The sequence below is a fragment of the Synechococcus sp. PCC 7502 genome (assembly GCF_000317085.1).
Lineage (GTDB): Bacteria > Cyanobacteriota > Cyanobacteriia > Pseudanabaenales > Pseudanabaenaceae > PCC-7502.
The window spans coordinates 1,919,775-1,941,885 of sequence record NC_019702.1 but is presented as its reverse complement, the minus strand read 5'-3'; the positions used below and the strand labels follow the sequence as shown (position 1 = coordinate 1,941,885).

Annotated in this window: 21 protein-coding genes; 13 read left to right on the top strand and 8 right to left on the bottom strand. The window is 40.0% G+C overall.

The features are described from left to right. Nucleotides 1-2: 2 nt before the first annotated feature. On the bottom strand, nucleotides 3-1,622 hold the full coding sequence (locus SYN7502_RS09525) for an adenylate/guanylate cyclase domain-containing protein (protein WP_015168627.1): 1,620 nt from the start codon (nucleotides 1,620-1,622) through the stop codon (nucleotides 3-5). A gap of 175 nt (nucleotides 1,623-1,797) precedes the next feature. Here SYN7502_RS09525 and SYN7502_RS18310 point away from each other — a divergent pair, with 175 nt between their 5' ends. Then, on the top strand, nucleotides 1,798-3,345 hold the full coding sequence (locus SYN7502_RS18310) for a serine/threonine protein kinase (protein WP_015168626.1): 1,548 nt from the start codon (nucleotides 1,798-1,800) through the stop codon (nucleotides 3,343-3,345). A gap of 35 nt (nucleotides 3,346-3,380) precedes the next feature. Here the strand turns inward: SYN7502_RS18310 and SYN7502_RS09515 are convergent, their stop codons facing one another. Then, nucleotides 3,381-4,280, bottom strand: coding sequence for a c-type heme family protein (locus SYN7502_RS09515; RefSeq protein WP_015168625.1), 900 nt, complete (start codon nucleotides 4,278-4,280; stop codon nucleotides 3,381-3,383). 101 nt (nucleotides 4,281-4,381) lie between these two features. Here SYN7502_RS09515 and SYN7502_RS09510 point away from each other — a divergent pair, with 101 nt between their 5' ends. Together SYN7502_RS09510 and SYN7502_RS09505 are read left to right on the top strand one after the other, a co-directional pair. Further along, nucleotides 4,382-5,251, top strand: coding sequence for a phosphate/phosphite/phosphonate ABC transporter substrate-binding protein (locus SYN7502_RS09510; RefSeq protein ID WP_015168624.1), 870 nt, complete (start codon nucleotides 4,382-4,384; stop codon nucleotides 5,249-5,251). A 147-nt stretch (nucleotides 5,252-5,398) separates the two neighbouring features. After that, nucleotides 5,399-6,076, top strand: coding sequence for a potassium channel family protein (locus tag SYN7502_RS09505; protein WP_015168623.1), 678 nt, complete (start codon nucleotides 5,399-5,401; stop codon nucleotides 6,074-6,076). An 11-nt stretch (nucleotides 6,077-6,087) separates the two neighbouring features. On the opposite strand, the gene SYN7502_RS09500 is transcribed toward SYN7502_RS09505, so the two are convergent. Then, a complete protein-coding gene (locus tag SYN7502_RS09500; protein ID WP_015168622.1) occupies nucleotides 6,088-7,641 on the bottom strand; it encodes a cation:proton antiporter in 1,554 nt (517 codons plus the stop codon). 87 nt (nucleotides 7,642-7,728) lie between these two features. Here SYN7502_RS09500 and cbiD point away from each other — a divergent pair, with 87 nt between their 5' ends. Next, nucleotides 7,729-8,811 (top strand): cobalt-precorrin-5B (C(1))-methyltransferase CbiD, encoded by a 1,083-nt coding sequence (gene cbiD / locus SYN7502_RS09495; RefSeq protein WP_015168621.1) that lies wholly within the window; start codon nucleotides 7,729-7,731, stop codon nucleotides 8,809-8,811. Between the two features lie 18 nt (nucleotides 8,812-8,829). On the opposite strand, the gene SYN7502_RS09490 is transcribed toward cbiD, so the two are convergent. After that, a complete protein-coding gene (locus SYN7502_RS09490; RefSeq protein WP_015168620.1) occupies nucleotides 8,830-9,117 on the bottom strand; it encodes a ssr2422 family thylakoid membrane protein in 288 nt (95 codons plus the stop codon). Between the two features lie 242 nt (nucleotides 9,118-9,359). Here SYN7502_RS09490 and SYN7502_RS09485 point away from each other — a divergent pair, with 242 nt between their 5' ends. The 8 genes from SYN7502_RS09485 to SYN7502_RS09450 all read left to right on the top strand — a co-directional run bounded on the left by SYN7502_RS09485 (nucleotide 9,360) and on the right by SYN7502_RS09450 (nucleotide 14,237). Continuing rightward, nucleotides 9,360-9,593 (top strand): hypothetical protein, encoded by a 234-nt coding sequence (locus tag SYN7502_RS09485; RefSeq protein WP_015168619.1) that lies wholly within the window; start codon nucleotides 9,360-9,362, stop codon nucleotides 9,591-9,593. A gap of 19 nt (nucleotides 9,594-9,612) precedes the next feature. Next, a complete protein-coding gene (locus SYN7502_RS09480; protein ID WP_015168618.1) occupies nucleotides 9,613-10,074 on the top strand; it encodes a hypothetical protein in 462 nt (153 codons plus the stop codon). Continuing rightward, on the top strand, nucleotides 10,071-10,868 hold the full coding sequence (cobM, locus tag SYN7502_RS09475) for a precorrin-4 C(11)-methyltransferase (RefSeq protein ID WP_015168617.1): 798 nt from the start codon (nucleotides 10,071-10,073) through the stop codon (nucleotides 10,866-10,868). Before SYN7502_RS09480 ends, cobM begins: the two co-directional genes overlap by 4 nt. A 303-nt stretch (nucleotides 10,869-11,171) precedes the next feature. Beyond that, entirely contained in the window at nucleotides 11,172-11,618 is a 447-nt protein-coding gene (locus SYN7502_RS09470) for a hypothetical protein (RefSeq protein ID WP_015168616.1), read from the top strand. Nucleotides 11,619-11,627: 9 nt separating this feature from the next. Further along, nucleotides 11,628-11,993 carry a hypothetical protein gene (locus tag SYN7502_RS18305; RefSeq protein ID WP_015168615.1) on the top strand — a complete coding sequence of 122 codons (366 nt, stop codon included), beginning with the start codon at nucleotides 11,628-11,630 and terminating at the stop codon, nucleotides 11,991-11,993. Nucleotides 11,994-12,002: 9 nt separating this feature from the next. Then, nucleotides 12,003-12,455 carry an HNH endonuclease gene (locus SYN7502_RS09460; protein WP_015168614.1) on the top strand — a complete coding sequence of 151 codons (453 nt, stop codon included), beginning with the start codon at nucleotides 12,003-12,005 and terminating at the stop codon, nucleotides 12,453-12,455. A gap of 62 nt (nucleotides 12,456-12,517) precedes the next feature. Continuing rightward, complete coding sequence (locus SYN7502_RS09455; protein WP_015168613.1) at nucleotides 12,518-13,843, top strand: DNA cytosine methyltransferase; 1,326 nt, start codon at nucleotides 12,518-12,520, stop codon at nucleotides 13,841-13,843. A gap of 40 nt (nucleotides 13,844-13,883) precedes the next feature. Then, nucleotides 13,884-14,237: a 4a-hydroxytetrahydrobiopterin dehydratase gene (locus SYN7502_RS09450; RefSeq protein ID WP_015168612.1), complete on the top strand. Its 354-nt coding sequence runs from the start codon at nucleotides 13,884-13,886 to the stop codon at nucleotides 14,235-14,237. Nucleotides 14,238-14,272: 35 nt separating this feature from the next. On the opposite strand, the gene SYN7502_RS09445 is transcribed toward SYN7502_RS09450, so the two are convergent. From SYN7502_RS09445 to SYN7502_RS09430, 4 genes are all read right to left on the bottom strand, one after another. Then, nucleotides 14,273-14,818, bottom strand: coding sequence for a hypothetical protein (locus tag SYN7502_RS09445; RefSeq protein WP_015168611.1), 546 nt, complete (start codon nucleotides 14,816-14,818; stop codon nucleotides 14,273-14,275). A gap of 132 nt (nucleotides 14,819-14,950) precedes the next feature. After that, nucleotides 14,951-16,729 (bottom strand): SpoIIE family protein phosphatase, encoded by a 1,779-nt coding sequence (locus tag SYN7502_RS09440; RefSeq protein WP_015168610.1) that lies wholly within the window; start codon nucleotides 16,727-16,729, stop codon nucleotides 14,951-14,953. A 211-nt stretch (nucleotides 16,730-16,940) separates the two neighbouring features. Further along, entirely contained in the window at nucleotides 16,941-19,778 is a 2,838-nt protein-coding gene (locus tag SYN7502_RS09435) for a M16 family metallopeptidase (protein ID WP_015168609.1), read from the bottom strand. 181 nt (nucleotides 19,779-19,959) lie between these two features. Continuing rightward, nucleotides 19,960-20,433: a DUF5412 family protein gene (locus tag SYN7502_RS09430; RefSeq protein ID WP_015168608.1), complete on the bottom strand. Its 474-nt coding sequence runs from the start codon at nucleotides 20,431-20,433 to the stop codon at nucleotides 19,960-19,962. A gap of 269 nt (nucleotides 20,434-20,702) precedes the next feature. Between SYN7502_RS09430 and lysA the strand changes: the two genes are divergently transcribed. After that, complete coding sequence (gene lysA, locus SYN7502_RS09425; protein ID WP_015168607.1) at nucleotides 20,703-22,040, top strand: diaminopimelate decarboxylase; 1,338 nt, start codon at nucleotides 20,703-20,705, stop codon at nucleotides 22,038-22,040. Nucleotides 22,041-22,111: the final 71 nt, after the last annotated feature.

Below are 22,111 nucleotides of genomic sequence, written 5' to 3'. Positions count from 1 at the left end.
GCTTAATTTACAGCTTTAACACTGTGTTTTAAATCTTGCCAGTTCAATCGATAAATTTGGATAGGCTGACTTTTGCCTTTCACTAAAACTGGTGCCATTTTTTCCAGAGGTAAGTTTTTCTGAATTAATTTATCAACAGTACTTTGCGAAAGCATAATCTCCCCCGCCTTGGCAATATTACAGATGCGGCTAGTAACATTAGTAGTATCGCCAATGGTGGCATATTGAATTAACCGACTAGAGCCAATATTGCCCGCCGCCACCCTACCTGTATTTAGTCCAATATGTATCTGTCCGGGTAAATTGTAACGACGCATCCATTGTGCATTTAAGTCCTGCATGGCAAATTGCATCGCGATCGCCGCCGCCACTGCTCGATCGGCATCATCGGGGGAGGGATATGGTGCACCCCAAACTGATAAAAGGGCATCACCAATATATTTTTCTAAGGTACCTTCATACTGAAATACAATTCCCTCTGCCATAACTTCAAAATACTCATTTAACATGGCAATGACTTGGTGTGGCTCAATAGTTGCTGACATTTCGGTGTAGTTACTGATGTCACAAAATAAAGAAGTTGCTTCCGTTTCTATAATTCCTAGTTCTTCCTCTTCCTTAAGCTTTCGGATTACAGATTGGGAGAAAAAACGCTCAAACTTGTTACGCATGATTGCTTCTGCTTCAATCTTTTTGTAAAGGTTAGCATTTTCAATACAAATTGCCGCTTGACTCGCCAGGGCAGTTAGAAACTCTAAGTCCTCAGCCGTGTAGATATTAGTTACAGAAAGGTTATCCACATATAAAACCCCAATCACTTTTGACTTGGGCTTGAGCGGCACACACATAGAAGCATGGATAGTTTGAGCATAAACTGATTCCGAAGAAGAAAATCGTTGGTCAAATAAGGCATCGGAAGTGAGAATGGCATCCCCCTGTTCGCGAACAAAGTTAGTGATTTTCTTACTATAAAACTGAGAATGGTTTCCTGTTCTTGCTCTTACCGCCTTCTCTTCTAGTTCGTTACTGCTTTCATTAATGATTAAAATTGCGGCTCGATCCACATTCATAATTTTAAAAATTAATTCCAGCACTTTTTCTAGGAGTTCTTGGGGTTCTTGGGGCGAAGATAGCTGTTTACTCACCTCAAGGATAATTTGCAGCTTATTTCGCGATCGCAAGTTTAAGTCCTGTTCATGCAACATCCCTTGCAAATGCGCTTTTTTTTGTAAAAGATTATCCGTATTCATGCTGGTGGCTTCGGGTGATAGCCTTTCCAAGATATTTAAATGCTGATGCTCGGTGTTTATGACCGTATTACTAGCTATCTCATTCAGCGATCGCCTATATTTAAAAACAATATCCCCACAACGGATGGAGTCTTGATCCTGGAGGTAATATTGACTAACTCGATCGCCATTAACATAACTACCATTGAGACTTTGCAGATCGGTAAGAATAATATGATCATTTGTAACCTCTATCGTGGCGTGCTGTCGAGACAGACTGGTATGAGTCTCTACAATGTCACTGCTGCGATCACGTCCAATCCGATTTAAACCTAGCTTTAGCTGAATAATTTCTTGATCAGGCTGCTCTGACTTACGAATCAAGTATGGCATTGACTTTTTTTTAGGTTAATTTTAATAACTACTATCTGTAGTTGAGACTAGCCCTAAGTATAGGGATTATTATATAAAATATCCAAAGTCATAGTTTTTATCCAAACAAGGTATTGCTGCAAATTATGACCTTAGAAATTCAAAACTCGGGTGAAATTAATCAGGTAATTTTCCCATGACAAACTCTCAGCACTCAAATTCTTGGATTGGGCAGTCTATTGGTGATCGGCAAAGATATCGGATTACCAATCGACTTGGCGGCGGTGGCATGGGAGATGTGTTCTTGGCGGTAGATACTCTATTGGGGCAGCAGGTAGCTTTAAAGTTGCTGAAGGAAAAACTTCTATCCGAAGGAGATATCAGGCAAAGATTTGAACGGGAGGTATTACTATGTGCTGCCATTCAAAGTGAAAATGTTGTACAGGTAAAAGATTATGGCGTTAGCAGCGATGGCTATCCCTTCTTTGTCATGGAATATTTACAAGGTCAAACCCTAGGGCAGCTATTACAAAAAGAGAAACGGCTTTCCATAGAACGAACGGTAGGAATTATCAGCCAAGTTTGCGATGGCTTACATAGCGCTCATACGGGAGTAATAATGTCCCATGATGGAGCTACATTGGGAGAAAGGGTGCAGTTTGTGCATCGAGACCTAAAGCCCGAAAATATTTTTTTGGTACGTACTTCCCTTGGTGAACTGGTAAAGGTTTTAGACTTTGGTATTGCTAAGGTTTTTAGTCGAGATCAGCAATCTACAAATACGGGCTTGTTCATGGGAACTTTTCAGTATGCTGCGCCTGAACAAATAGAGGTTAGAAAAGATTTAGATCTGCGCGCAGATATCTATAGCATCGGGATGATTCTTTATGAAATGCTCAGTGGGACTGATCCCTTTGGCTGTAGCCTAGAAGGTCGTGCCGCAGGAGGTACTTGTTGGTTACGATCGCATATTTCCGAACCCCCGCGATCGCTCCGTTCCCAACCAAATTGTGACCATATACCAGTTAATCTGGAGGCAGTTGTCATGCAGTGTTTGAGAAAGTCACCCAACGGACGTTTTAGCTCAGTTATGGCGTTAAGCCAAGCTTTACAAGCAGCCGCAAAAGTCAAACTCGATGCTACAACCATGCTCAAATCCATGAGGACATCCGACTCTGATTTGGCTAAAACCACGCCAATGCAAGCTATTCAGCCTCGCCCCACCTCAGTTATAAAATCACAGGACTCACAGGAAGCAAATGTTAGTCTTACTCAGATTCAATCAAAGCTAGAGCAAATTCTCCTGAACTATGTGGGACCAATTGCATCGATCCTAATTAAGCAGGCAAGCTTAAAAGCTACAAACCCCTCAGATTTAATAGAGCTAATTAGTCAACAAATTCCACCCGCCCAACAGTCAGAGTTTAAAACAGCAATTAAAGCTGCGATCGCTAAAATTAATACAGAAGATGATAAAGAGATTAATAAAGAAGCTATACCGCAAACAAAACCATCGATCAAAACTATTTCTGTCCTCAATCTAAACGCAAATCATGAAATAAGTCAGGATTTTATTAATTACTGCGAACAAGAACTGGCGGAAATAATCGGACCAATGGCACAAATTATCCTAAAAAAAGCTTTGGCAAATCGCCCCTCTCAGAATCAGCTAGTGGATATGCTGGCTCAACACATCCCTAATCCTGCGTCTGCCGCTAAATTTCGTCAAAGTTTGATTTCTTAAAAATTAAAATCAGAACTTAAAACTAGAAATTGAAACTATTGAGGCTTATTTAACATTTCCATTGCCATTACCAAACTTAGTTTCATGCGGTTAAAGGCATTAGCTAAAACTCCGATCTCATCATGGGATGTCTGCTGAAATTCACTATCCATTTTTCCCGTACTCACATCATGGGCAACCTGAGCCATACTCTTGAGGGGTTTAATTACCGCCTGTTTTAACAGTAAATTAATAATCAAAATAGTAATCGCAAATATACTACACACCACCAACATCACTAATATTAAAGACTGTCGAGAATTATTAATAATCTCTTGGGAAGGAACAGAAATAATCTGAGCACCCACAACTTCATTTAACTTCCAACCAAAGCCATTATCCCGTCCGTAACTAGCAATCATACTTTTGGGGGCAGCTTCAGGGGTGCTGTGACAACGTAAGCAACTTTCTTTGCCAATAGTTATGGGTCGAGCAATATAAAATAAATCTCCACCAGGAAAAGAACGAAAGCCTGTTAATTCTTTTGTACTCAAGTTATTCCGAAAACTCTGGATTAAATCTGACTCAAAGCTATCCGCTTTATCCCTTAAATTCGTGGGGTTTAATGTGGCTTCTTTATAGAAAAAGTCGGCATAGTCCCTATTTGTCCGCAGATTTTCAAAGACTTCACGGGCAGAGTACCCTGGAACGGTTTGAGGTAAAAACTCTGATTCTGTCTCTAATCTGGCTGCCAACTGTGGATTAACTTGCGTACTAGTATAATTACGCACAGAGTTCATAGTTTGAATCAAAATTAAAGCTTTAGAAACAACTTGCTCCTCCGCATTACGATTTACGATCGCTGACAAAGCTATCCCACTAATCACAATACTAATTAGAAAAGCTGTTATTAGCAGTAGGTTAAACTTTGCACCAAGTCTAAGATTATTTAACATTGTGGCTTTGAAATGGCTTTACAATGTGGACTGTATAAGTATAAACCCATCCTTGGCAGTCCAAAGTGATTTCTAAGTGTTTGATAAGATTTTAGTGAATTATGGTTTCACGTCGATTATTCCTAAGTCAATTTTTAATGGGGCTACTGGCTGGTTGTGCCACCGAGAAACTGGTCACCAGAAATAAGCTTGTGATTGGCATTGTTAGTTATGGTGAGGGCAACAAGACTATTGATCAGTATGGACGCTTTCAAGATTATTTAGCGACCCAAACGAATACATTGATTGAACTAGAGCCAGCTTTTAATGAAGTTAAGGCATTAGAACAAATCCAACGTCACAATTGGTCTTTAGTTTTTGCTACACCTGGGTTAGCTGCGGTTGCCATTTCTCAGGAAAAATACTTACCCTTATTCTCGATGGAAGGCTCTCCCAATCTGCGCTCTGTGCTGGTGGTACGCAAAGATAGCCCTGTCCAAAAAATACTGGATTTGCAAAATCAGGCGATCGCCCTAGGACAAATCGGTTCTGCTACGGGTTACTACTTACCAATATATGAACTATATGGCTTGAAACTGGCAGAGATTTTATTTGCACCCACCCCTAAAGCGATCCTAGAAATGGTAAATAGTGGAGAAGTTGCAGCAGGAGCAGTATCTAAAACAGAATATGATCGATTTAGTAGTGAATTTGGTCAGCAAAAATTCCGTATTCTACCCAGTGTTTCCCAAGGTGTTCCGCCCGGCATGGTTTTACTATCGCCAACAGTGGAACGAAATTTACAAGAGCAAATTGTTACAGCGATGAAATCTGCTTCACCGACAATTATTGCCGAGGCTGGATATATTACCAATGTTCCACCCCCTGACTATACTTTTTTAATTGAAGTGGTAAAGAGGGTTAAGCCAATTGTTACCCGAATTAGACAAAAACCAGCACCATTGTATGAAAAAAATGATGAGAAAAAATGAAAACTGGTTATACATTGCCTATATTTGCGATCGCTGCGGCTAAGGCGGCTATTTTACGAAGGGGTTACATTATCAAAATCACCTGCACTGACTTGCTAAGCTATACACTGAGAGTGAAGTAGTTAAGTCTTTGGGTATTAGGCAAATATGTACGTACTAATTGGCGGTGCAGGCTTGGTTGGGCTATCTTTAGCGCAAAAACTTATAGAACTGGGACATACTGTTGCCGTCATTGATATTGATCCAGTAGCCTGTCGTTATGCCCGTGAGCAAGTTGGTGCAATGGCTTTTGAAGGTAGTGCTGTAAGTACCGAAGTATTATTAGAAGCAGGAATTCGTAAAGCTGGCTCTATGGCTGCGGTCTTGAGAAGTGATGCCTTAAATTTGGCAATGGTAACTTTGGCTAAACATTATGGTGTTCCCCATGTTTTGAGTAGAATGCGCCACACTGATTTTACTGAACCCCTACGCATTGCTGGAGCTAACCATATTATCAGTACTGTTGAACTTGGAGTTGCGACTATGGTAAATGCGATCGAATTTCCTGAAGTCGAGTCAATGATGCATTTTGAGCAGGGACAAATTGAAGTGTTAAAACTATCTATTCCTAATAACTGTTATGTTGTGGGTCGCAGTGTCGCTGAAATTGCCCAAGATCAACGCTTTCCCACTGGCTCTTTAATTATTGGCTATCAACCTCATCCCCACGAAGACTTAATGATTCCCAATGGCAGCACAGTATTAGAGCCATATTCAACTGTTTTAATCGTAACTAAACCAAAGTGTTTACATCAAGTTATAGATTTTATTGAGGGCTGTAAATAGCTTCTGTTCTATTAATTATCATCAAGCTGTAATAATTGCTGATCAATGACTTGAATTCGTCCTCGGACAATTCCTTCAGATAAAATCCGCTTCCGCAATGCCTCATTTAATGCGCCTTTTTCTGCCAATAGTAACTGCCGTCGAATAGTATCCAGTTTCTGGCGATCGCCACTTTGAGGCTCAGATTCTTCAGGGCGACGATTATAAAATTCTCTTAGTGTTTTTTCGGCACCAGCAATACGAACTTGATAACTAGACCGCATTTCTTCATAGACAGATTTTGGTAGCACTCCTGATTTCAATAGGCTGTCTAATTCATCCTGTGCCGCCTTACCTGTTATTAGCTGTGCCTGTAATTCCTCAACCTGATGCTGATCAGCGGAAACCTGAGATAAATTTAAGCGTTTTACTAGCCACGGTAAGCTTAAACCCTGTCCAATCAGTGACACCAGTACACAGCCAAAGACGATAGCAATCAGAATATCTCGTCCAGGTAGAGTTGTCGGCAAGCTTAAAGCCAATGCCATAGAGAGAGAGCCTTTGATATTGCCAAAAAACATTAGATGCTGCCAACGCAGGGGAATGGCACGATCAATCCACCGCACGCCTGTTAGCAAAGGATAGACTGTGACAATTCGTCCTATCTGAAATGCTAAAACTGCAAATAGAATTGCTGGTAAAGTCATCCATAAAGTCACCAAATTAATTTCTAAGCCAATTAAGAGAAAAATAAAGGTATTAACGGTAAAACTGGCATATTCCCAAAAGCTGGATAGAGTAATTTTAGTTGAGGCAGAAGTATTGGCAGAAAGCCCTAAATTGCCAAAAATTAAAGCTGCAATTACTACCGCTACTGCTCCTGACACCCCCAACATCTGTCCAACTTGAAAAGTACCAAGGGCAAGAGCAACTGTTAGTAATAAACTACCAAGGGGATCATCCAAACGAGTGAATATAGGAATGCATAAATAACCTAGAACTCCTCCTACAATGCCGCCGCCAATCGCAATAAATAGCAGTTGTTGGATGCCCTCTATAACTGTTAGAGAGCCTGTGGCATACACTTGAAAAATCAGATTAAATGCAACCAAAGCCGCCGCATCATTAAAAAGGGTTTCTCCTTCCACAATGCTAGAAAGTCTGGCGGGAACTGGGATTTCCTTAAACACAGCAATCATAGAAACCGTATCAGTATTTGCTAGAATTACACCCACAAATAAAGCAGGTATCCACTCTAGTCCCAGCCCAAACTTTAAGAGAACCGCAATAATTCCACTAGAAACTAAAGCCCCCGGTCCAGCGAGAAGTGCTATGGGTTTAAATGTACTGCGCAGACGACTAACATCCGTATTAATTCCAGCTTCAAAAATTAGAATGGGTAGAAAAAGATTTAAAACTAGGGCAGGGTCTAAGCCAATCCGCCGTGATAACAATTCTGTGATTGGTAAACCTGCCAATACTAGCCCTGTAACATAGGGAACACGCAACCGCCGTGACAATAACGCAACCCCAGTGGCAACGAGTAAGAGAATTATGGAAACCTTAACTAGATCGGTAACATTCACGCCGATTATTTATCGTAAATTCTTAATGTTTTGCTAACTATCTAAAATCACTTTCCATCATAGGTTAATTTGTCTTAAGCTAAATTAATGAAAACTGGTTATACATTGCCTGTATTTGCGATCGCTGCGGCTAAGGCGGCTATTTTAAGATTGGCAAATCCCAGCGAGAATTTAGAGGCTGTGTACTTAGATTTACTGGATGCAGGATTAGACTCTGAGTTAAATTCAAGGATTGGGAAAATTGCGATCGCCCAGTCTGCTCCATTAGATCAAAATACTGCCCTAGGGATGACAATCAGCGATCCCGGGGATAATTTAGACTTAACTGCTGGCACTCCAGTTTGGGCTTGGGTACAGTTATATGAAATAAGTGAAGCCTCAGCAAATCCTGAAATTATCCTTGAGGCAGGCGAAGGCTTGGGCAAAACAATTACAGGGGAACCTGCTATTTATAAATTGGCAAAAACCTTAGCACAGATTAATCTTTTACACCTATTACCACCACATACTTCGGCACGAATTAAATTTATCCTTCCTGAAGGGCGATCCCTAGCTAAGCGTACTTCTAATGCTGCCTTTGGAATTTTAGAAGGATTAGCACTACTGGGAACTAGGGCAGTATCTCAGCCGTTATCAGTGGAAGATAAATTAGAAGAGTTTAGAGCCAATCTGCAAGTTAAAGCTAGGCAAAATCCTGACTTAGTCTTTTATATCGGTGCCAATGGCTATCAAACGGCTCAAAACATGGGATTTTCACCTGATCAACTGGTACAAACTGCTAATTGGATTGGGGTGATGTTAATTGAAGCGGCACTATTAAACGTCAACTCTATTACTTTAGTAGGCTATCACGGTAAATTATTAAAACTTGCAGGCGGAATTTTTAACACTTCTAGTCATCTTGCTGATGGACGCATTGATATTCTCACCCGTGCGGCTGTCCATGCCCAATTACCCATAGAAATTATTCAGCAAATTGAGCGATCGCCCACTGCCGAGGCTGTGCATAAGTTACTAATCACCCAAGGGCTGGATCAAGTTATTTTTAAGTACTTAACCGATCAAATTAGCCAAAAAGCTCAGGCATATATCCAAAAATATACGGGACAAACTTTGGAAGTTAAGGTTTTTCTGTGCGATCGCCATTCTCAATTAATCTTGGATAACTAGTTTTAACCAATTAATTACCTAGACTCTTGTCGCCATAAATTTCTCAACTACAGATACCAGTGTAGGAGTTAGTGCTTGAACTAGCGGACTAAGAATCAGGACGAGCGCCGTAGCATTAATCACAGCAATAGCCATTCTTACCACTTGAGTCGATGATTTTTGGTAAGCATCTATCCTGACATTCGCATCCTTGAGTTCGGTCTTCAGATTAATATCTAGGTTGGCAAATTGTCTTTCTAACCCAATAAATCGCTGCTCAAGGCGATCAATATGCTCCAAAATCATCTGGGTATTTCGATCAGTCATAGGTTTTAAAAACTTGTATTTATGGCTTTGATAGTTTACCCCCTGTAAATAATAGGGGATGGTGCAATGGCTACTTAAGATTTATATATTTTTCCATAATTTTTCCCCTCACTTAGCTTTAGATAATTTAAGATCACCAAAAATTTACCCCAAAATTTACTATTTACTGACAAAATTATAGTGACAGCACTTTTTTGAAAAGTTTTAAAGTTGTTAAATTAATCTTTGGAGTAGGGGTTGCAATGAGTACGGCAGTAGTTAGATTCTCTTTACCATTGGGAGCATCAAAGGATCATAAGAAATTATTTGATGTAAAGCTCGCACATCTCAGAAAGGTAGGAATGTCAGTTACTAGTGACTGGTCATTGCCATCAGAAAAAGAAGCATATCTAATTTCTATATCTCGGGATAGAAAAGCCATAGTAAGTACCAAAATTGCCTCCGCACTTACTAGAAGTCTTATTAGTGGATATTAGGGCATACTAAAAACTAGTCATGGAAGATTTGACACCTCAATCAATAAATCCCACCCCATCTGAATCTTTAAAACAAAATGAAGAAGCAAAAAGGGCTGAGCTTGAAAAGCAAGAGATATTACAAATACTTCTCCAAAAAGACGAAAAATCCTTAAGTACAATGATGGTAAATCCAAGTGTCGTAGAGTCACTTGCCCATCATCAGCCATCAGCTTTGATAGAGTTTGCAGATAAAAACGACCAGAGACAGTTTGACTATCATAGTCAGCTTGCTAAACACAAAGATGATCAAAATAAGCGCCGAGAAAATACAAATAGGATGATTCTTGGCAGTATTGTTGGCATGATTTTAATGTCATTTATCTATTCTGGAGTTACTGGAGATAAAACCCTCCCTGACAAGCTAATTAATATAGTGGTTGGTGGTGGGGCAGGAATTGGGTTGTCCCATTTAACCAAAAATAAAAATAAAGATGAATGAATAGACCCGTTTATATAGTTGGGGCAGGACCTGGTGATCCAGATTTGATTACAGTGAAAGGTCGTGATCTCCTTACCCAAGCGGATGTAGTGGTGTATGCCAATTCCTTAATTCCAGAGACGATGTTGCAATTCTGCCGAGATGACGCAGAGATAATTCCCACTGCCAGTAAAACCCTTGAACAAATTTTAGAAATTCTCATAGATCGGGTGCGATCGCAAAAATCAGTAGTGCGGTTACATGATGGTGATCCAAGTATATATGGAGCAATTCATGAGCAGATTGTAGGACTAGCAACAGCCGATATTCCCGTAGAGATTATTCCCGGAGTTAGTGCTTTTCAGGTGGCAGCAGCGCAGTTACAGGTGGAGTTAACCATTCCCGAATTAGTCCAGACTATTATTCTTACCCGTGCCAGTGGAAGAACTCAAGTGCCAGAGTCAGAGGATTTAGCCCGTTTAGCTGCCCATCAAGCGTCTTTGTGCCTATATTTAAGTGCGGGTCATGTGGCTAAGGCTCAAGCTCAATTAATGCTGCACTATCCCGCCGATACTCCCGTTGCTATCTGTTTCCATTTGGGGTGGCAAGATCAAAAAATTCTGACGGTGCCTTTAAAGGAAATGGCTGCGGTAACAGAGTCTGAGAACTTAATCCGAACCACACTTTATTTAATTAGCCCCGCTTTGAGAACTGCTATAAAAAATAGTTTGAAAAATAAATCTAGCTTAAATTCTCAGCGATCGCAGTTATATAAATCTAGTCACAGTCATATATTTCGTCCTAGGAGCGATTAGGTTACTCCCTTTCTAATATAAACATAGTCCTAATTAAATGGGGTAAAGGGGCGACTACACCCAATGCCTGATCTTTTATCCCAATTCCTTAAGATTTAGCTATAGATACTTCAAAGAGTATATAACCATCAAATCTTGTATTAGATCATCTGTAGTTCTGTTTTCTGGATTTGGTATTTTGGGCGATCGCAAAATATACAGTACCTAAATCTATTGCCACATTTTTAATACCTTTATTCTGGTAATTGAGATCATTATAATGATTGCACCTCAATCTTAAATCAACAGGTTAAGCCGACAGCAATGAATAGAACCGAAGCTATCAGACTGCTTAAAGATGAAAAATGGACAGAAGCAGATGCTAAACGAGCCTTGGAAAAAGTAGATTTTGCTCAAAATCCTGATGAACTAACGATTCGGCGCGTAATCTCAGAATTTGCTGGGACTGAATTAAGTAATCGCCAAAGACTACAAGCAGCACAAAAAGGTCAAGTCACTAAGAAAAACAAGGAAATTGATCTAAAAAATGCTGAAACCCAGCAATTATACATACAGACTCTCAACCTTAGTTCTGAAAAGGCACAGTTGGTTAAAGTTAATGAAGAATTAAAAAAGGATAACAAAGATTTAAAAAACTTAGTTGATCGGATCAAGCTACAAATAGCTATTGATGTGCGTAAATTAATGCAGTACGAGGATAGCGAAATTCGCAAGGCATTGAGTAAATGGTTTAAAAGTAGCCAAGGCTAGGTAAACACTATGACTAAGATTACAAAAGCGCAGCGTTTCAAAAGTATGGGCTATAGAGAAGTTCAAGCCGCTAATACCAGCAACTATAAAGAGCTAGATCAAGAAAGTCGTAAGTTTCTAAAAAATCATGGCTATAAAAATATCGGATGGGAGCAGGTAATTAAACTCTATGAGAAGATTGAAGAATTGTTATGTGAAGTTAGCCTCGAAGATTTATTTTTAGAAGCAGATCGGATTGGCAATAAGTACCTTACTGTTGGTGAAATTAATCAGACAAATCAGGAGCTAGCTGAGGTACTTAATGATATAGAAGTTCAAATTGATCACTACTTCCCCGATATCGAAATTAAGATTATTGATTTTAGGAAACCATAGCCACCGATTATGAATCCTCAAGATCAAGACCTCAAACAGCTATTTGCATTAGTAGATAAAATTGGCAAGAAACGCTATCACAAATTAACTGAACAAGACTTTGATGATTATCGAAAGTTTGATTTTTGGCGATATATAAATGGGGATTATGAATGTGGAACAACCCCAGAAAGTCGAGATTGGGTTAATACTCACTCTCATCGCTCTTGCCCAGTTTGCAAAGAGAACTATACACAAAAAGGCGGTAAGACTATTGATCACAAGTTGCCGCGATCGCAGTATCCTTGGCTATCTATGGAATTTATGAATCTATGGGTGATCTGTCAAAGTTGTAATCAAGAAAAAGCAGAAATGCACTGGTATGAGTATGAACGATATATGTTGCTTAATTATCCCGATCGCTACCCAACTATTAAACTTAATCGCCCCAAATCTCTACTGGAATTACTAAAAACAGAATAAATATCTCAATTGTGGATAACTGATTATAATAGCTAAGCCATTCTTGCTCCTATCTTCATTAAATGTTTCCCAAACGCCGTCCCATTGCTGTAGATTTGTTTGCTGGAGCGGGAGGTATGACCCTTGGCTTTGAACAGGCGGGATTTGATGTACTTGCCTCTGTGGAAATTAATCCAGTTCATTGTGCTATTCACAAATTTAACTTTCCCCATTGGTCAGTTATTTGCCAAAGTGTCACCGATATATCTGGGGATGAGATTAGGACTAAATCAACAATTAATAATGCCGAGATTGACGTGGTGTTTGGTGGTTCGCCCTGTCAGGGGTTTTCCCTAATTGGGAAGCGGGCTTTAGATGATCCCCGAAATGCTTTAGTCTCTCATTTCCTGCGGTTAGTTACAGAATTGAATCCCAAATATTTTGTCTTAGAAAATGTGAAAGGGCTAACTATTGGTAAACATCGCCAGTTTTTAGCTGAAGTAATTGCAGAATTTGAATCCCATAACTATGAGGTGCTAAGAGATTATAGAGTTCTGAATGCTTCCCATTATGGAGTACCGCAAAGTCGCGATCGCTTATTTCTCATTGGTTGTCGTCAGGGATTAAAGTTGCCAAACTATCCATTACCGATTACTAAACCTCCCAAGTTAGGGAAAAATCCACCACAGGAATTCGTAAGTCTTCCCAACTGCCCAACGGTTTGGGATGCGATCGCTGACCTCCCAAAGATTGAAAACTATCCTGAATTAATGTCTCGAGATTTTTGCATTGCTGAATATGGCGAATGTATTAGTGACTATGCTCGATTAATGAAAGGGCTTATAAACAGCAGTGATGATTATTCCTATCTGCGTGTATGGAATCCCCAGCTTTTAACCTCTAGTATCAGAACTATTCATTCATTACAATCTATGGAACGGTTTGAAGCAACTGACTATGGCAAAACTGAACCAATTAGTCACTTTCATAAACTTGATCCCAATGGTATTTGTAATACTCTCCGTGCAGGAACTCCCAGTAATCGGGGAGCTTTTACTTCTCCTCGTCCTATTCATCCCTACTTACCCAGATGTATTACAGTACGGGAAGCGGCAAGACTACATTCCTATCCAGACTGGTTTCGCTTTCATGGCACAAAATGGCATGGTTTCCAACAAGTTGGTAACTCTGTACCTCCACTATTAGCAAAGGTGGTAGCTTCTGAATTGATTAAAGTCTTAAATATTCAACCTGTTAAACCCCAACAAGTTCTATCATCAAATCAAGAAGAATTACTACAATTAAAAATGACCGAGGCTGCTAATTGGTTTGGAGTGGATCGACATATTATCGAACTAAGAAAACCAAGAAATCGAGAAAGCCTAGAACTAGACAAGCAAAATAGATAATTTATGAGTAAAAGTTGTTATTTAAAAATCGAGAACATCTATGCGCCGTAGAATCTTACTATCTGGATTAGCAGTTACTGGACTTATGGGAGCAACAGCCAACGGAGCTAATGCTAACAATGGTAAGCTTAATCCACAGCAACTAGCACAGATAGTTCCCCAAGGTTGGCAGGTAATTGCGGGCAAAAAACTGAGTAGGGAATTTAAGTTTAAAGATTTTGTTCAAGCTTTTGGGTTTATGACTAAAGTGGGGATCGCTGCGGAAAAACTAGAGCATCATCCTGAATGGCTAAATATTTATAACTCTGTATCTATTGATTTAACCACCCATGATGCGGGGGGAATTACTAGCTTAGATATTGAGTTGGCAACCAAGATCAATGCTCTTTTATGAAATAGAATCTGTGACCATAAAAAAAGCAGAATAACTTACTGAACCGTCTTAACTTGATGTAATTGCTTATATTTACTGTTAAAAAAGCGTCTGACCATGCGTAAGGAAGTTAGCCATTTTTGGGCGGGATAATCAAAAAAGGAAAAAATATCTCCATAGGCAGCAAAGGCATTTTGATGATGCAACCAATGTCTTTCAGGAGTAGTAATAAATAAGAAATCACAAAAAACTCTAACTGGTTGTGGGGTCTGCCACTTCAGAATCGAGACATGTCGCCAAACCACATGAAACTCACCTAGGAGCAAGCCCATTACTGTTCCCACCGCCGATAACTGCCATAGCCAAGGCGTAAATATAAAATATGGCACTGCCCCTAAAATTCCATCTAACAATACCAAGGGATTTCTGGTGAGAACGGCATAGTGCAGAAAGCTACGGTTTTTACCATGATGCACAATTGTATGAAATTTACCAAATACGTGCTCAGGTACATGATAGAAAAAAGTTGAGAAGAAGTCGCCTATCAAAAGTAAAAGAAATATGGTTGCGATCGCTTTAATGAATTCTAAAATAACTTCCACTACTAACCCTCAGAACTTCAATTAAGCCTAAGAGATCAAGTTAAAGTTACGTTTATATCTTGGTTAAGAAATGAGAGCTAAATAGGTAAAGATTGATGACAAGATTAACCCAACTGCAAAAGGGCGAGAATATTAAAGTTTCCGCTTTATAACCACAAGGGTAATATCATCATAGACTTTGCTAGAACCGATAAATTCTCTGACATCGGCAATAACAACTTCTCTAATTTCTTCAACGGGCTTGTGGTAGGAGCTAAGGATTACTTGACTTAGACGTTCCAGCCCATACTGTTCTTTAAATTCATTGGCAGCCTCAGTTACCCCATCCGTATATAAAACAACGACATCGCCAATATTTAAGTGAATCTTGACTTCAAAAATAAATTCTGTAATCTCTTCTGTTAAACCTATGGGAAATCCTAGGGCATCGGTATCAATAATCTCAATTTCACCATCCGATCGAGCCACGATTACACTTTCATGTTGTCCGCTTAAATGCAGAATATTCTCGTGATAGTCCATTAAAATCAGGCTTAAATTCTTGTCGGAATTCATGCGCTGCACATTTTCATAAATGGTCTGATTAACGGTAGATAAAAATTTAATCGGATTAGTTTCCCCATTAATCAGTAAAGTGCGGATTGCGGTTTGTACCATCAACATAATTACACCGCTTTCTAAGCCATGTCCTGTGACATCACCGATCCCAATTTTGATATGTCCATCCTGTTGCAGTACATCATAATAATCACCACCCACTTCATCCGCAGGCTCCATAAATCCCACAATATCCAGTGCTTTAATACTGTTTAATTCTTTAGTTTTGGGTAATATCATCTCCTGTAAACGTTTGGTTACCGCTAGTTCAGCACTCATGCGCGAATTTTCTGCAGTTAGCTGCTGATTTAAAGAGTTAATTTCCCGATTAGCTGCAACTAATTCACTGGTTCTGGCTGCGATGATCTCCTCTAGGTTTTTATTCACTTGATCTAGTTGAAGATAAGCTTGATCCTTCAGAACCACCTGTTCTTGGAGCTTTTCTGCTGCCCTATTATTTTCAGTAACCAGTGTTAATACAGCGATCGTCGTTACGGAGATCACACCCATAAATAATTGCAGTAACAAAAGGGAATTACTCTGGCGTGATACTTGATAAAAAATCCCAGTTTGATAGGCTGTACTAATAGCTGCAACCATAGCAGTAGCCGTAACCATGCAGGTTGTAACTTTGGCACCAAACCGCAAAGCTGTCCATAATAGAGGTGGCAATAATAAATATTCAATCGGCTGCCCATCTATAAGTGCCAGATAGGAGATGATGATTAAGCTCAGTACCGTGACCAGTAACTCTTTGAGATCAAATTGATGTCGCAGTTTTAATCCAGACCACCATACTAGGGTTAAAGGCGCAAATACTAAAACCCCGACAGCATCACCTACCCACCAACTTAATGTCACATTCCAGTAAATATCCGATGTAATTAATCCTGCCTGCAATACATTCAAAGTGCCTAGTAATGCTTGAATTAGGGTGCCACTACAAGTAATGGCGATTACAAATCCAACAAAATGTTTAACATAACCCAAAAAATAATTGGTGCGATTGAAATATAAAACTAATGTTGTTGATACCAAAGCCCCGATCGCTGGCACAATTCCCGCCACAAGCGCAAACAAAATCGGTGCCTTAATGATCAGAAAACTATTTAATGCTGCTCCGCAAAATACCCCAAATGCTCGTGATCGCCCCCGTGCTAATAATGCCCCCACCGCAATACCCGCCGCAGGAAAAACTGGCGCACCTAGTAAGGATTGGGGTAATTGAAAGACTAAGGTACAAACGCCTAGATAAAGGGCAGCAATCATCCCGTTATCAATGCACCAAGAACTATTAATAGATTTTCTAAGCATAAGGAATTCAAGAGCAGTTTAATGACGATAGCGTAACAACAACTACCAGAATATTTTATTGATGCCTATATTACTTCCAGACATATACCAAAACGAAAAAGATGCCACCAGAAGCCTTAGTAGTTTTGACACAACTACAACTATGATGACACCTACTAAATTTTTTCAGAATATCTTTAGAGGATTTTTGAATTATCTATCTAGTTTGTGCCTACTTCAGGGGAGGAGTAGCAGTAACTATAACTAAATTATCAGGATGGAGTAATTCCCTAGCCGCAGCATTAACCTCTTCTAAGCTTACAGCTTTTACCTTACGGGGAAACTGATAAAAATCTCCCACAGGTAACCCAAATACTTCATCACTTAAAACTGAACTAGCTACACTTTCGGGCTTGGAAATATCCACAGGGAAACTATTGATCAAGCTGGCTTTTGCGGCTGTGAGTTCCGATGATGTAATCCCTTTAGCATGGACAGATTTCAAAATTTCCAAGGCACTGGCGATCGCCCGTTGGGTATCTTGAGGATTGGTTTGCATTTGAACAACAAATTGCCCCGCTCCCTGTCCCGCTTGGAAATAGCTATAAACTCCGTAGGTTAGTCCTTGGCGATCCCTAAGTTCTGTGCCTAATCTGCTAGATAAAGTATCTCCACCTAAAACTTGATTTAACACCAACGCAGCATAATAGCGGCGATCGCTTCGGGAAATACTAGGATGACCAATTAGGGTTACAGCTTGAGTTTTCCCGTTTAAGGTTAGTTGATCGGATTCAGGCTGGGGTAGGGACACCGATGTATATTTCAATTTCTGGGGCTTACCACTTGATTTCCAGTTAGCAAATTCTTTAATTAATAGCTCTTTCACCGTTTTAGGATCAAAATCACCTAATAAAGTCAAAGTGGTAGTATCAGGGCGATAGTAAGACCTATAGAAATTCAGCACATCTTGGCGGGCGATCGACTTAAGGCTGGCTTCAGTCCTCATCGCAAAGTATGGATGTCCCTTAGGAAACAGCTTTTGTTGAAAAGTCCGTCGGGCTAAACTACCCGGATTATCTAATTCTGACTTAAGACTAACTAAATTGCGTTTGAGGCTTAGTTCCAGTTCATTTTCAGGGAAAGTGGCATTTTGTAAGACATCACCCAATTGTTGAATAATTACGGGTAAATCCGTGGTTAAAAATACCGATGACAGATTAACTCCTTCTCGACTGGCAGAAAATCCGAGGCTAGTTCCACGATCTTCAAAGATTGAGGCGATCGCCAAGGCATCTTTAGTCTTAGTTCCATTTAAAAGGTTTTGAGCAGTTAAACTCGCCAGTCCTGCTTTTGCTTCCGTATCAAATCCCGTACCAGCTTTAATTTCACCCACTAGAGTCACGGTCGGACTGCTGCGATCGCTTTGCAAAAGAATAGTTAAGCCATTGGGCAACTTAAATTTTTCAGGTTTATCAGGGTTACGATTCGGTTCGTTAGCAGCTACAGTACTTGAGGGTAAATATTTAGCAACTTCTTCAGGATCAACGGGAGTGCCAGAAGTATAGCTAGTTAAAGTACTAGTAGCATTACCCGTATTGGCAGTGGCAACAATGGCTGTGGGTTCAAAAAATCCTAAAATGCGTTTTTCAGGATTTAAGTACTGATTTGCTACCCTTTGGACATCAGCAGTGGTAACTTTTTTGACATCGGCTAAATAGCGATCGCTATACCTATAGTCCAATGCCACGGTTTGGTTATAGCCTAATTGACTGGCTTGGGAACTCACGTCTCTGTTACCGAGAATATAGCCCGTTTGCAGTTGAGTTTGGGCGCGATTTAATTCTTCAGGTGAAACCCCCTTGGTTTGGAGCTTGGTAATTTCTGCTAATAAGACCTTGTCAATGGATTCTAAAGACTTACCTTGGGCAGCCGTAGCATTGAAAATGTACCAACCGGGTTCAATCATGGTTGAAGCACTACCACTATAGCTACTGACTAAACCAGTTTGTTGTAAAGCCTGATAAAGTCGAGAATTTCTACCCGCCGTTAGTACCGTATCCATCACATCAATGGCGGCAATATCTGGATGCCCAACGGGAGGTAAGGTAGGATATACCGCCTGCAAAAATGCCACACTGCCCGGTTCTTTCAAAACAATGGGATTACCCGTAAATGCGGGTGGAGTATAGGTGGCAGTCGCCTCAATAAATTTAGGTACAGGGGGAGATTGAATCTTCCCAAAGATATTTTCAATTTTTTTCAGGAGTGCCTTAGTCTCAAAATTCCCAACTACCACTAAAGTGGCATTATCAGGGCGATAGTAAGTTTGATAATACTTCTGCACTTGGTCGGGGCTAAATGCCTCTACATCACTTCTATAGCCAATTACGGGCGCACCATAGGTACTATTGGGAAAAGCTGCTGCCATTACCTGCCGATATAGACGAGTGCTGGGATTATTATTACCACCATCTAGTTCCGATAGAACCACAGTTCGTTCACTTTTTAGTTCGGTGGCTCCTGCCACGGTATTAACCATGCGATCGGCTTCTAGTACTAATAAAGATTCCAGCTTATCGCTGCTAACCGTACCAAAATAGGCGGTCATATCATAGCTAGTAAAAGCATTGGAACTGCTACCTAAAGCACTAAATAATCGACCAAACTGAATGGGACGATCCTTGGTTCCCTTAAACATTAAATGCTCTAATTGGTGAGAAATCCCTGTAATTCCCGGCTTTTCATTGCGAGAACCGACTCGATACCATACTTGGACAGTGGCAACGGGGGCAGTGTTAATTTCTTTGGTTAATACAGTTAATCCATTTTTAAGTACGGTCTTGGTTACACCTTCGGTTAGGGTATCGCCAGGAACTGGGCTGGAGTTAAGATTTTTTGATTCGGGCTTGAGGGGGAATGTCATTATGGGGTGATGGGGATTAATAATCGCCGCTTGCGCTGAACTATCTAAAAAATTACTTGCTAAATTGCCTACAAAATTACTAGTTAATGATATGGGGAGACTTAAAACTAAAATTAGGGCGATCGCCACACTCAAAACGGAATTCATAAATCTTAGCTAGTTTATTACCTGAATATTATAGCTTTCATGATGAATCTCTAAGGTCTAGCTTTTGAAGTGTATGAGGTTGGTTTTTGCCTCTAAGCTGACAATGGCTTTAAAACTCATAAAGAGAGGATTTAGAAATTTTTTACTCGACTATATATATTAGAAGCAGATGTCAAAGGTTTTAATTTACTTTTTCCAGATATTTGATTTTAACTTGTCTACTCATATCTAACTTCATCTTAGAAATGCTTATTGATTCTTCCAAGTCCTTAAATGAAATAGTCATACTTCTATTACTAAGCCATTTTGTCTCAACTTTACTGCTACAGCTAACAAAGAATATATCCTTAGGATTCTTAATACTATTCTCAGTGATCTCAAGTTTTGCTAATGAAGTATTGATACTCACGCGAGTACTACACCAACCTGCTGCCCCTCCGCCTGAAGATATATATACAGTTGCTACAAAATCATGATCGGGAGAAGTTGAGGTGCTGATGACTTTATAATTGCTTATATGATCGCTTGCCATTAAATGATCGATTGCAAGTTTTAATCCAAAAATTGTAACGAAAGGTGCAACCGCTGTTAAAACACCCAAAATAAAGAATTTTATACCCAAATAATTAGGTTGATTATCTATTTGGTTCTTCAACTATGTCTGGCTCCTCATGGTTTTTCAATTAACTAATTACGGCTATAAATCCAGAAATATCCGAAGGCGATCGCTAATGTGGCAAATCTAACATTGGTCAGTCCTAGCCTGAGATTATTGTATTCCACCGTCATTTTTTGTATATGTATGTACCCATTACCTGAAGTTGATAAGAAGCATCGTAATAACTATGGGAGAAATAATGTATTAGCAGAAAAGTAGTGATTTTGAGGGCATAATAGTTAAAAAATAAAAATAATATCTCAGCAATGGCTCCCTTTGATCAGCGATCGCCCAACCAACAACTTTTACCCTTAACTGCCAAAACTAATGCTAATGATCACCTAGAAATAGGCGGTTGTGATGTGGTGGAACTAGTAGAACAGTATGGTTCACCTTTATATATTTTAGATGAACTTAGTCTCCGCACCGCCTGTCAGCAATATCGTGATGGGTTTAAATCCTATTATCATGGGGAATCTCAGGTAATTTATGCCTCTAAAGCTTGGAACTGTTTGGCGATTTGTGCGATCGTTGCTTCCGAAGGACTGGGTATAGATGTGGTATCAGGGGGGGAGCTATATACAGCACTCCAAGCAGGTGTTAAGCCCGATGTCATCTATTTACATGGTAATAATAAATCCGAATCGGAATTAGAATATGCGATCGCCACTGGCTGCACTGTAATTATTGACAACTGGCTAGAGCTAAAAAATGCCAGTAATCTGGCACAAAGTCTGGGTAAGTCCCCACGGATCATGCTGCGAATTACCCCTGGCATCGAATGTCACACCCACGAGTATATTCAAACAGGACACCTAGACAGTAAATTTGGCTTTGACCCCACAGAAGTAGAATCAGTCTTTGCATTTCTCTCCAATCAAACCCTATTGCAATGTGTGGGTATTCATGCCCATATTGGTTCCCAAATTTTTGAACTACAACCCCATCAAGACCTAGGGGCGGTGATGATTTCATGGTTTAAAATCGCTAGCAACTATGGATTAAACCTCACAGAGTTAAATATTGGCGGTGGATTGGGCATTAGTTACACCGAATCCGATGATCCCCCTAGCATTACCGAATGGGTAAAAACCGTTAGCAATAGTGTGATCACAGCCTGTGAAGCTCAAGGTTTAGCTTTACCCAAACTAATTTCCGAACCGGGGCGATCGCTAATCGGAACCGCCTGTGTTACTGCCTATACCATTGGTAGCAATAAAACCGTCCCCCAAGGGCGTACTTACATCACCATTGATGGTGGTATGTCGGATAATCCTCGACCAATTACCTATCAGTCCAAATATTTAGCGATGGTTGCTAATCACATGAGTACTGAAGCGGATCAAGTGATCACGATCGCAGGTAAACATTGTGAATCAGGGGATATTTTAATTAAAGATATTAAACTGCCCAAAACTAACCCAGGAGATATTCTGGTAGTTCCCGCCACCGGAGCATACAACTACAGTATGGCTTCCAACTATAACCGTATCCCTAAACTGGCTGCTGTTTTAGTAGATGCTGGTACTGCTAACCTTATTCTCAAGCGTGAAACCTATGCAGATTTGATTCGTCAGGATGTGCTGCCAACTAAACTACAGTAAATACTCACATTTAGTAATTTAGCTAAGGAATTTAACTTAGTAATTTATGAGTAAAATTCAGTGAAATTTGG

Excerpts from the sequence above, each read along its gene's own strand:
- SYN7502_RS09525 (WP_015168627.1), bottom strand. The coding sequence starts at position 1,622 with ATGCCATACTTGATTCGTAAGTCAGAGCAGCCTGATCAAGAAATTATT.
- SYN7502_RS18310 (WP_015168626.1), top strand. The coding sequence starts at position 1,798 with ATGACAAACTCTCAGCACTCAAATTCTTGGATTGGGCAGTCTATTGGT.
- SYN7502_RS09515 (WP_015168625.1), bottom strand. The coding sequence starts at position 4,280 with ATGTTAAATAATCTTAGACTTGGTGCAAAGTTTAACCTACTGCTAATA.
- SYN7502_RS09510 (WP_015168624.1), top strand. The coding sequence starts at position 4,382 with ATGGTTTCACGTCGATTATTCCTAAGTCAATTTTTAATGGGGCTACTG.
- SYN7502_RS09505 (WP_015168623.1), top strand. The coding sequence starts at position 5,399 with ATGTACGTACTAATTGGCGGTGCAGGCTTGGTTGGGCTATCTTTAGCG.
- cbiD (WP_015168621.1), top strand. The coding sequence starts at position 7,729 with ATGAAAACTGGTTATACATTGCCTGTATTTGCGATCGCTGCGGCTAAG.
- SYN7502_RS09490 (WP_015168620.1), bottom strand. The coding sequence starts at position 9,117 with ATGACTGATCGAAATACCCAGATGATTTTGGAGCATATTGATCGCCTT.
- SYN7502_RS09485 (WP_015168619.1), top strand. The coding sequence starts at position 9,360 with ATGAGTACGGCAGTAGTTAGATTCTCTTTACCATTGGGAGCATCAAAG.
- SYN7502_RS09480 (WP_015168618.1), top strand. The coding sequence starts at position 9,613 with ATGGAAGATTTGACACCTCAATCAATAAATCCCACCCCATCTGAATCT.
- cobM (WP_015168617.1), top strand. The coding sequence starts at position 10,071 with ATGAATAGACCCGTTTATATAGTTGGGGCAGGACCTGGTGATCCAGAT.
- SYN7502_RS09470 (WP_015168616.1), top strand. The coding sequence starts at position 11,172 with ATGAATAGAACCGAAGCTATCAGACTGCTTAAAGATGAAAAATGGACA.
- SYN7502_RS18305 (WP_015168615.1), top strand. The coding sequence starts at position 11,628 with ATGACTAAGATTACAAAAGCGCAGCGTTTCAAAAGTATGGGCTATAGA.
- SYN7502_RS09460 (WP_015168614.1), top strand. The coding sequence starts at position 12,003 with ATGAATCCTCAAGATCAAGACCTCAAACAGCTATTTGCATTAGTAGAT.
- SYN7502_RS09455 (WP_015168613.1), top strand. The coding sequence starts at position 12,518 with ATGTTTCCCAAACGCCGTCCCATTGCTGTAGATTTGTTTGCTGGAGCG.
- SYN7502_RS09450 (WP_015168612.1), top strand. The coding sequence starts at position 13,884 with ATGCGCCGTAGAATCTTACTATCTGGATTAGCAGTTACTGGACTTATG.
- SYN7502_RS09440 (WP_015168610.1), bottom strand. The coding sequence starts at position 16,729 with ATGCTTAGAAAATCTATTAATAGTTCTTGGTGCATTGATAACGGGATG.
- SYN7502_RS09435 (WP_015168609.1), bottom strand. The coding sequence starts at position 19,778 with ATGAATTCCGTTTTGAGTGTGGCGATCGCCCTAATTTTAGTTTTAAGT.
- lysA (WP_015168607.1), top strand. The coding sequence starts at position 20,703 with ATGGCTCCCTTTGATCAGCGATCGCCCAACCAACAACTTTTACCCTTA.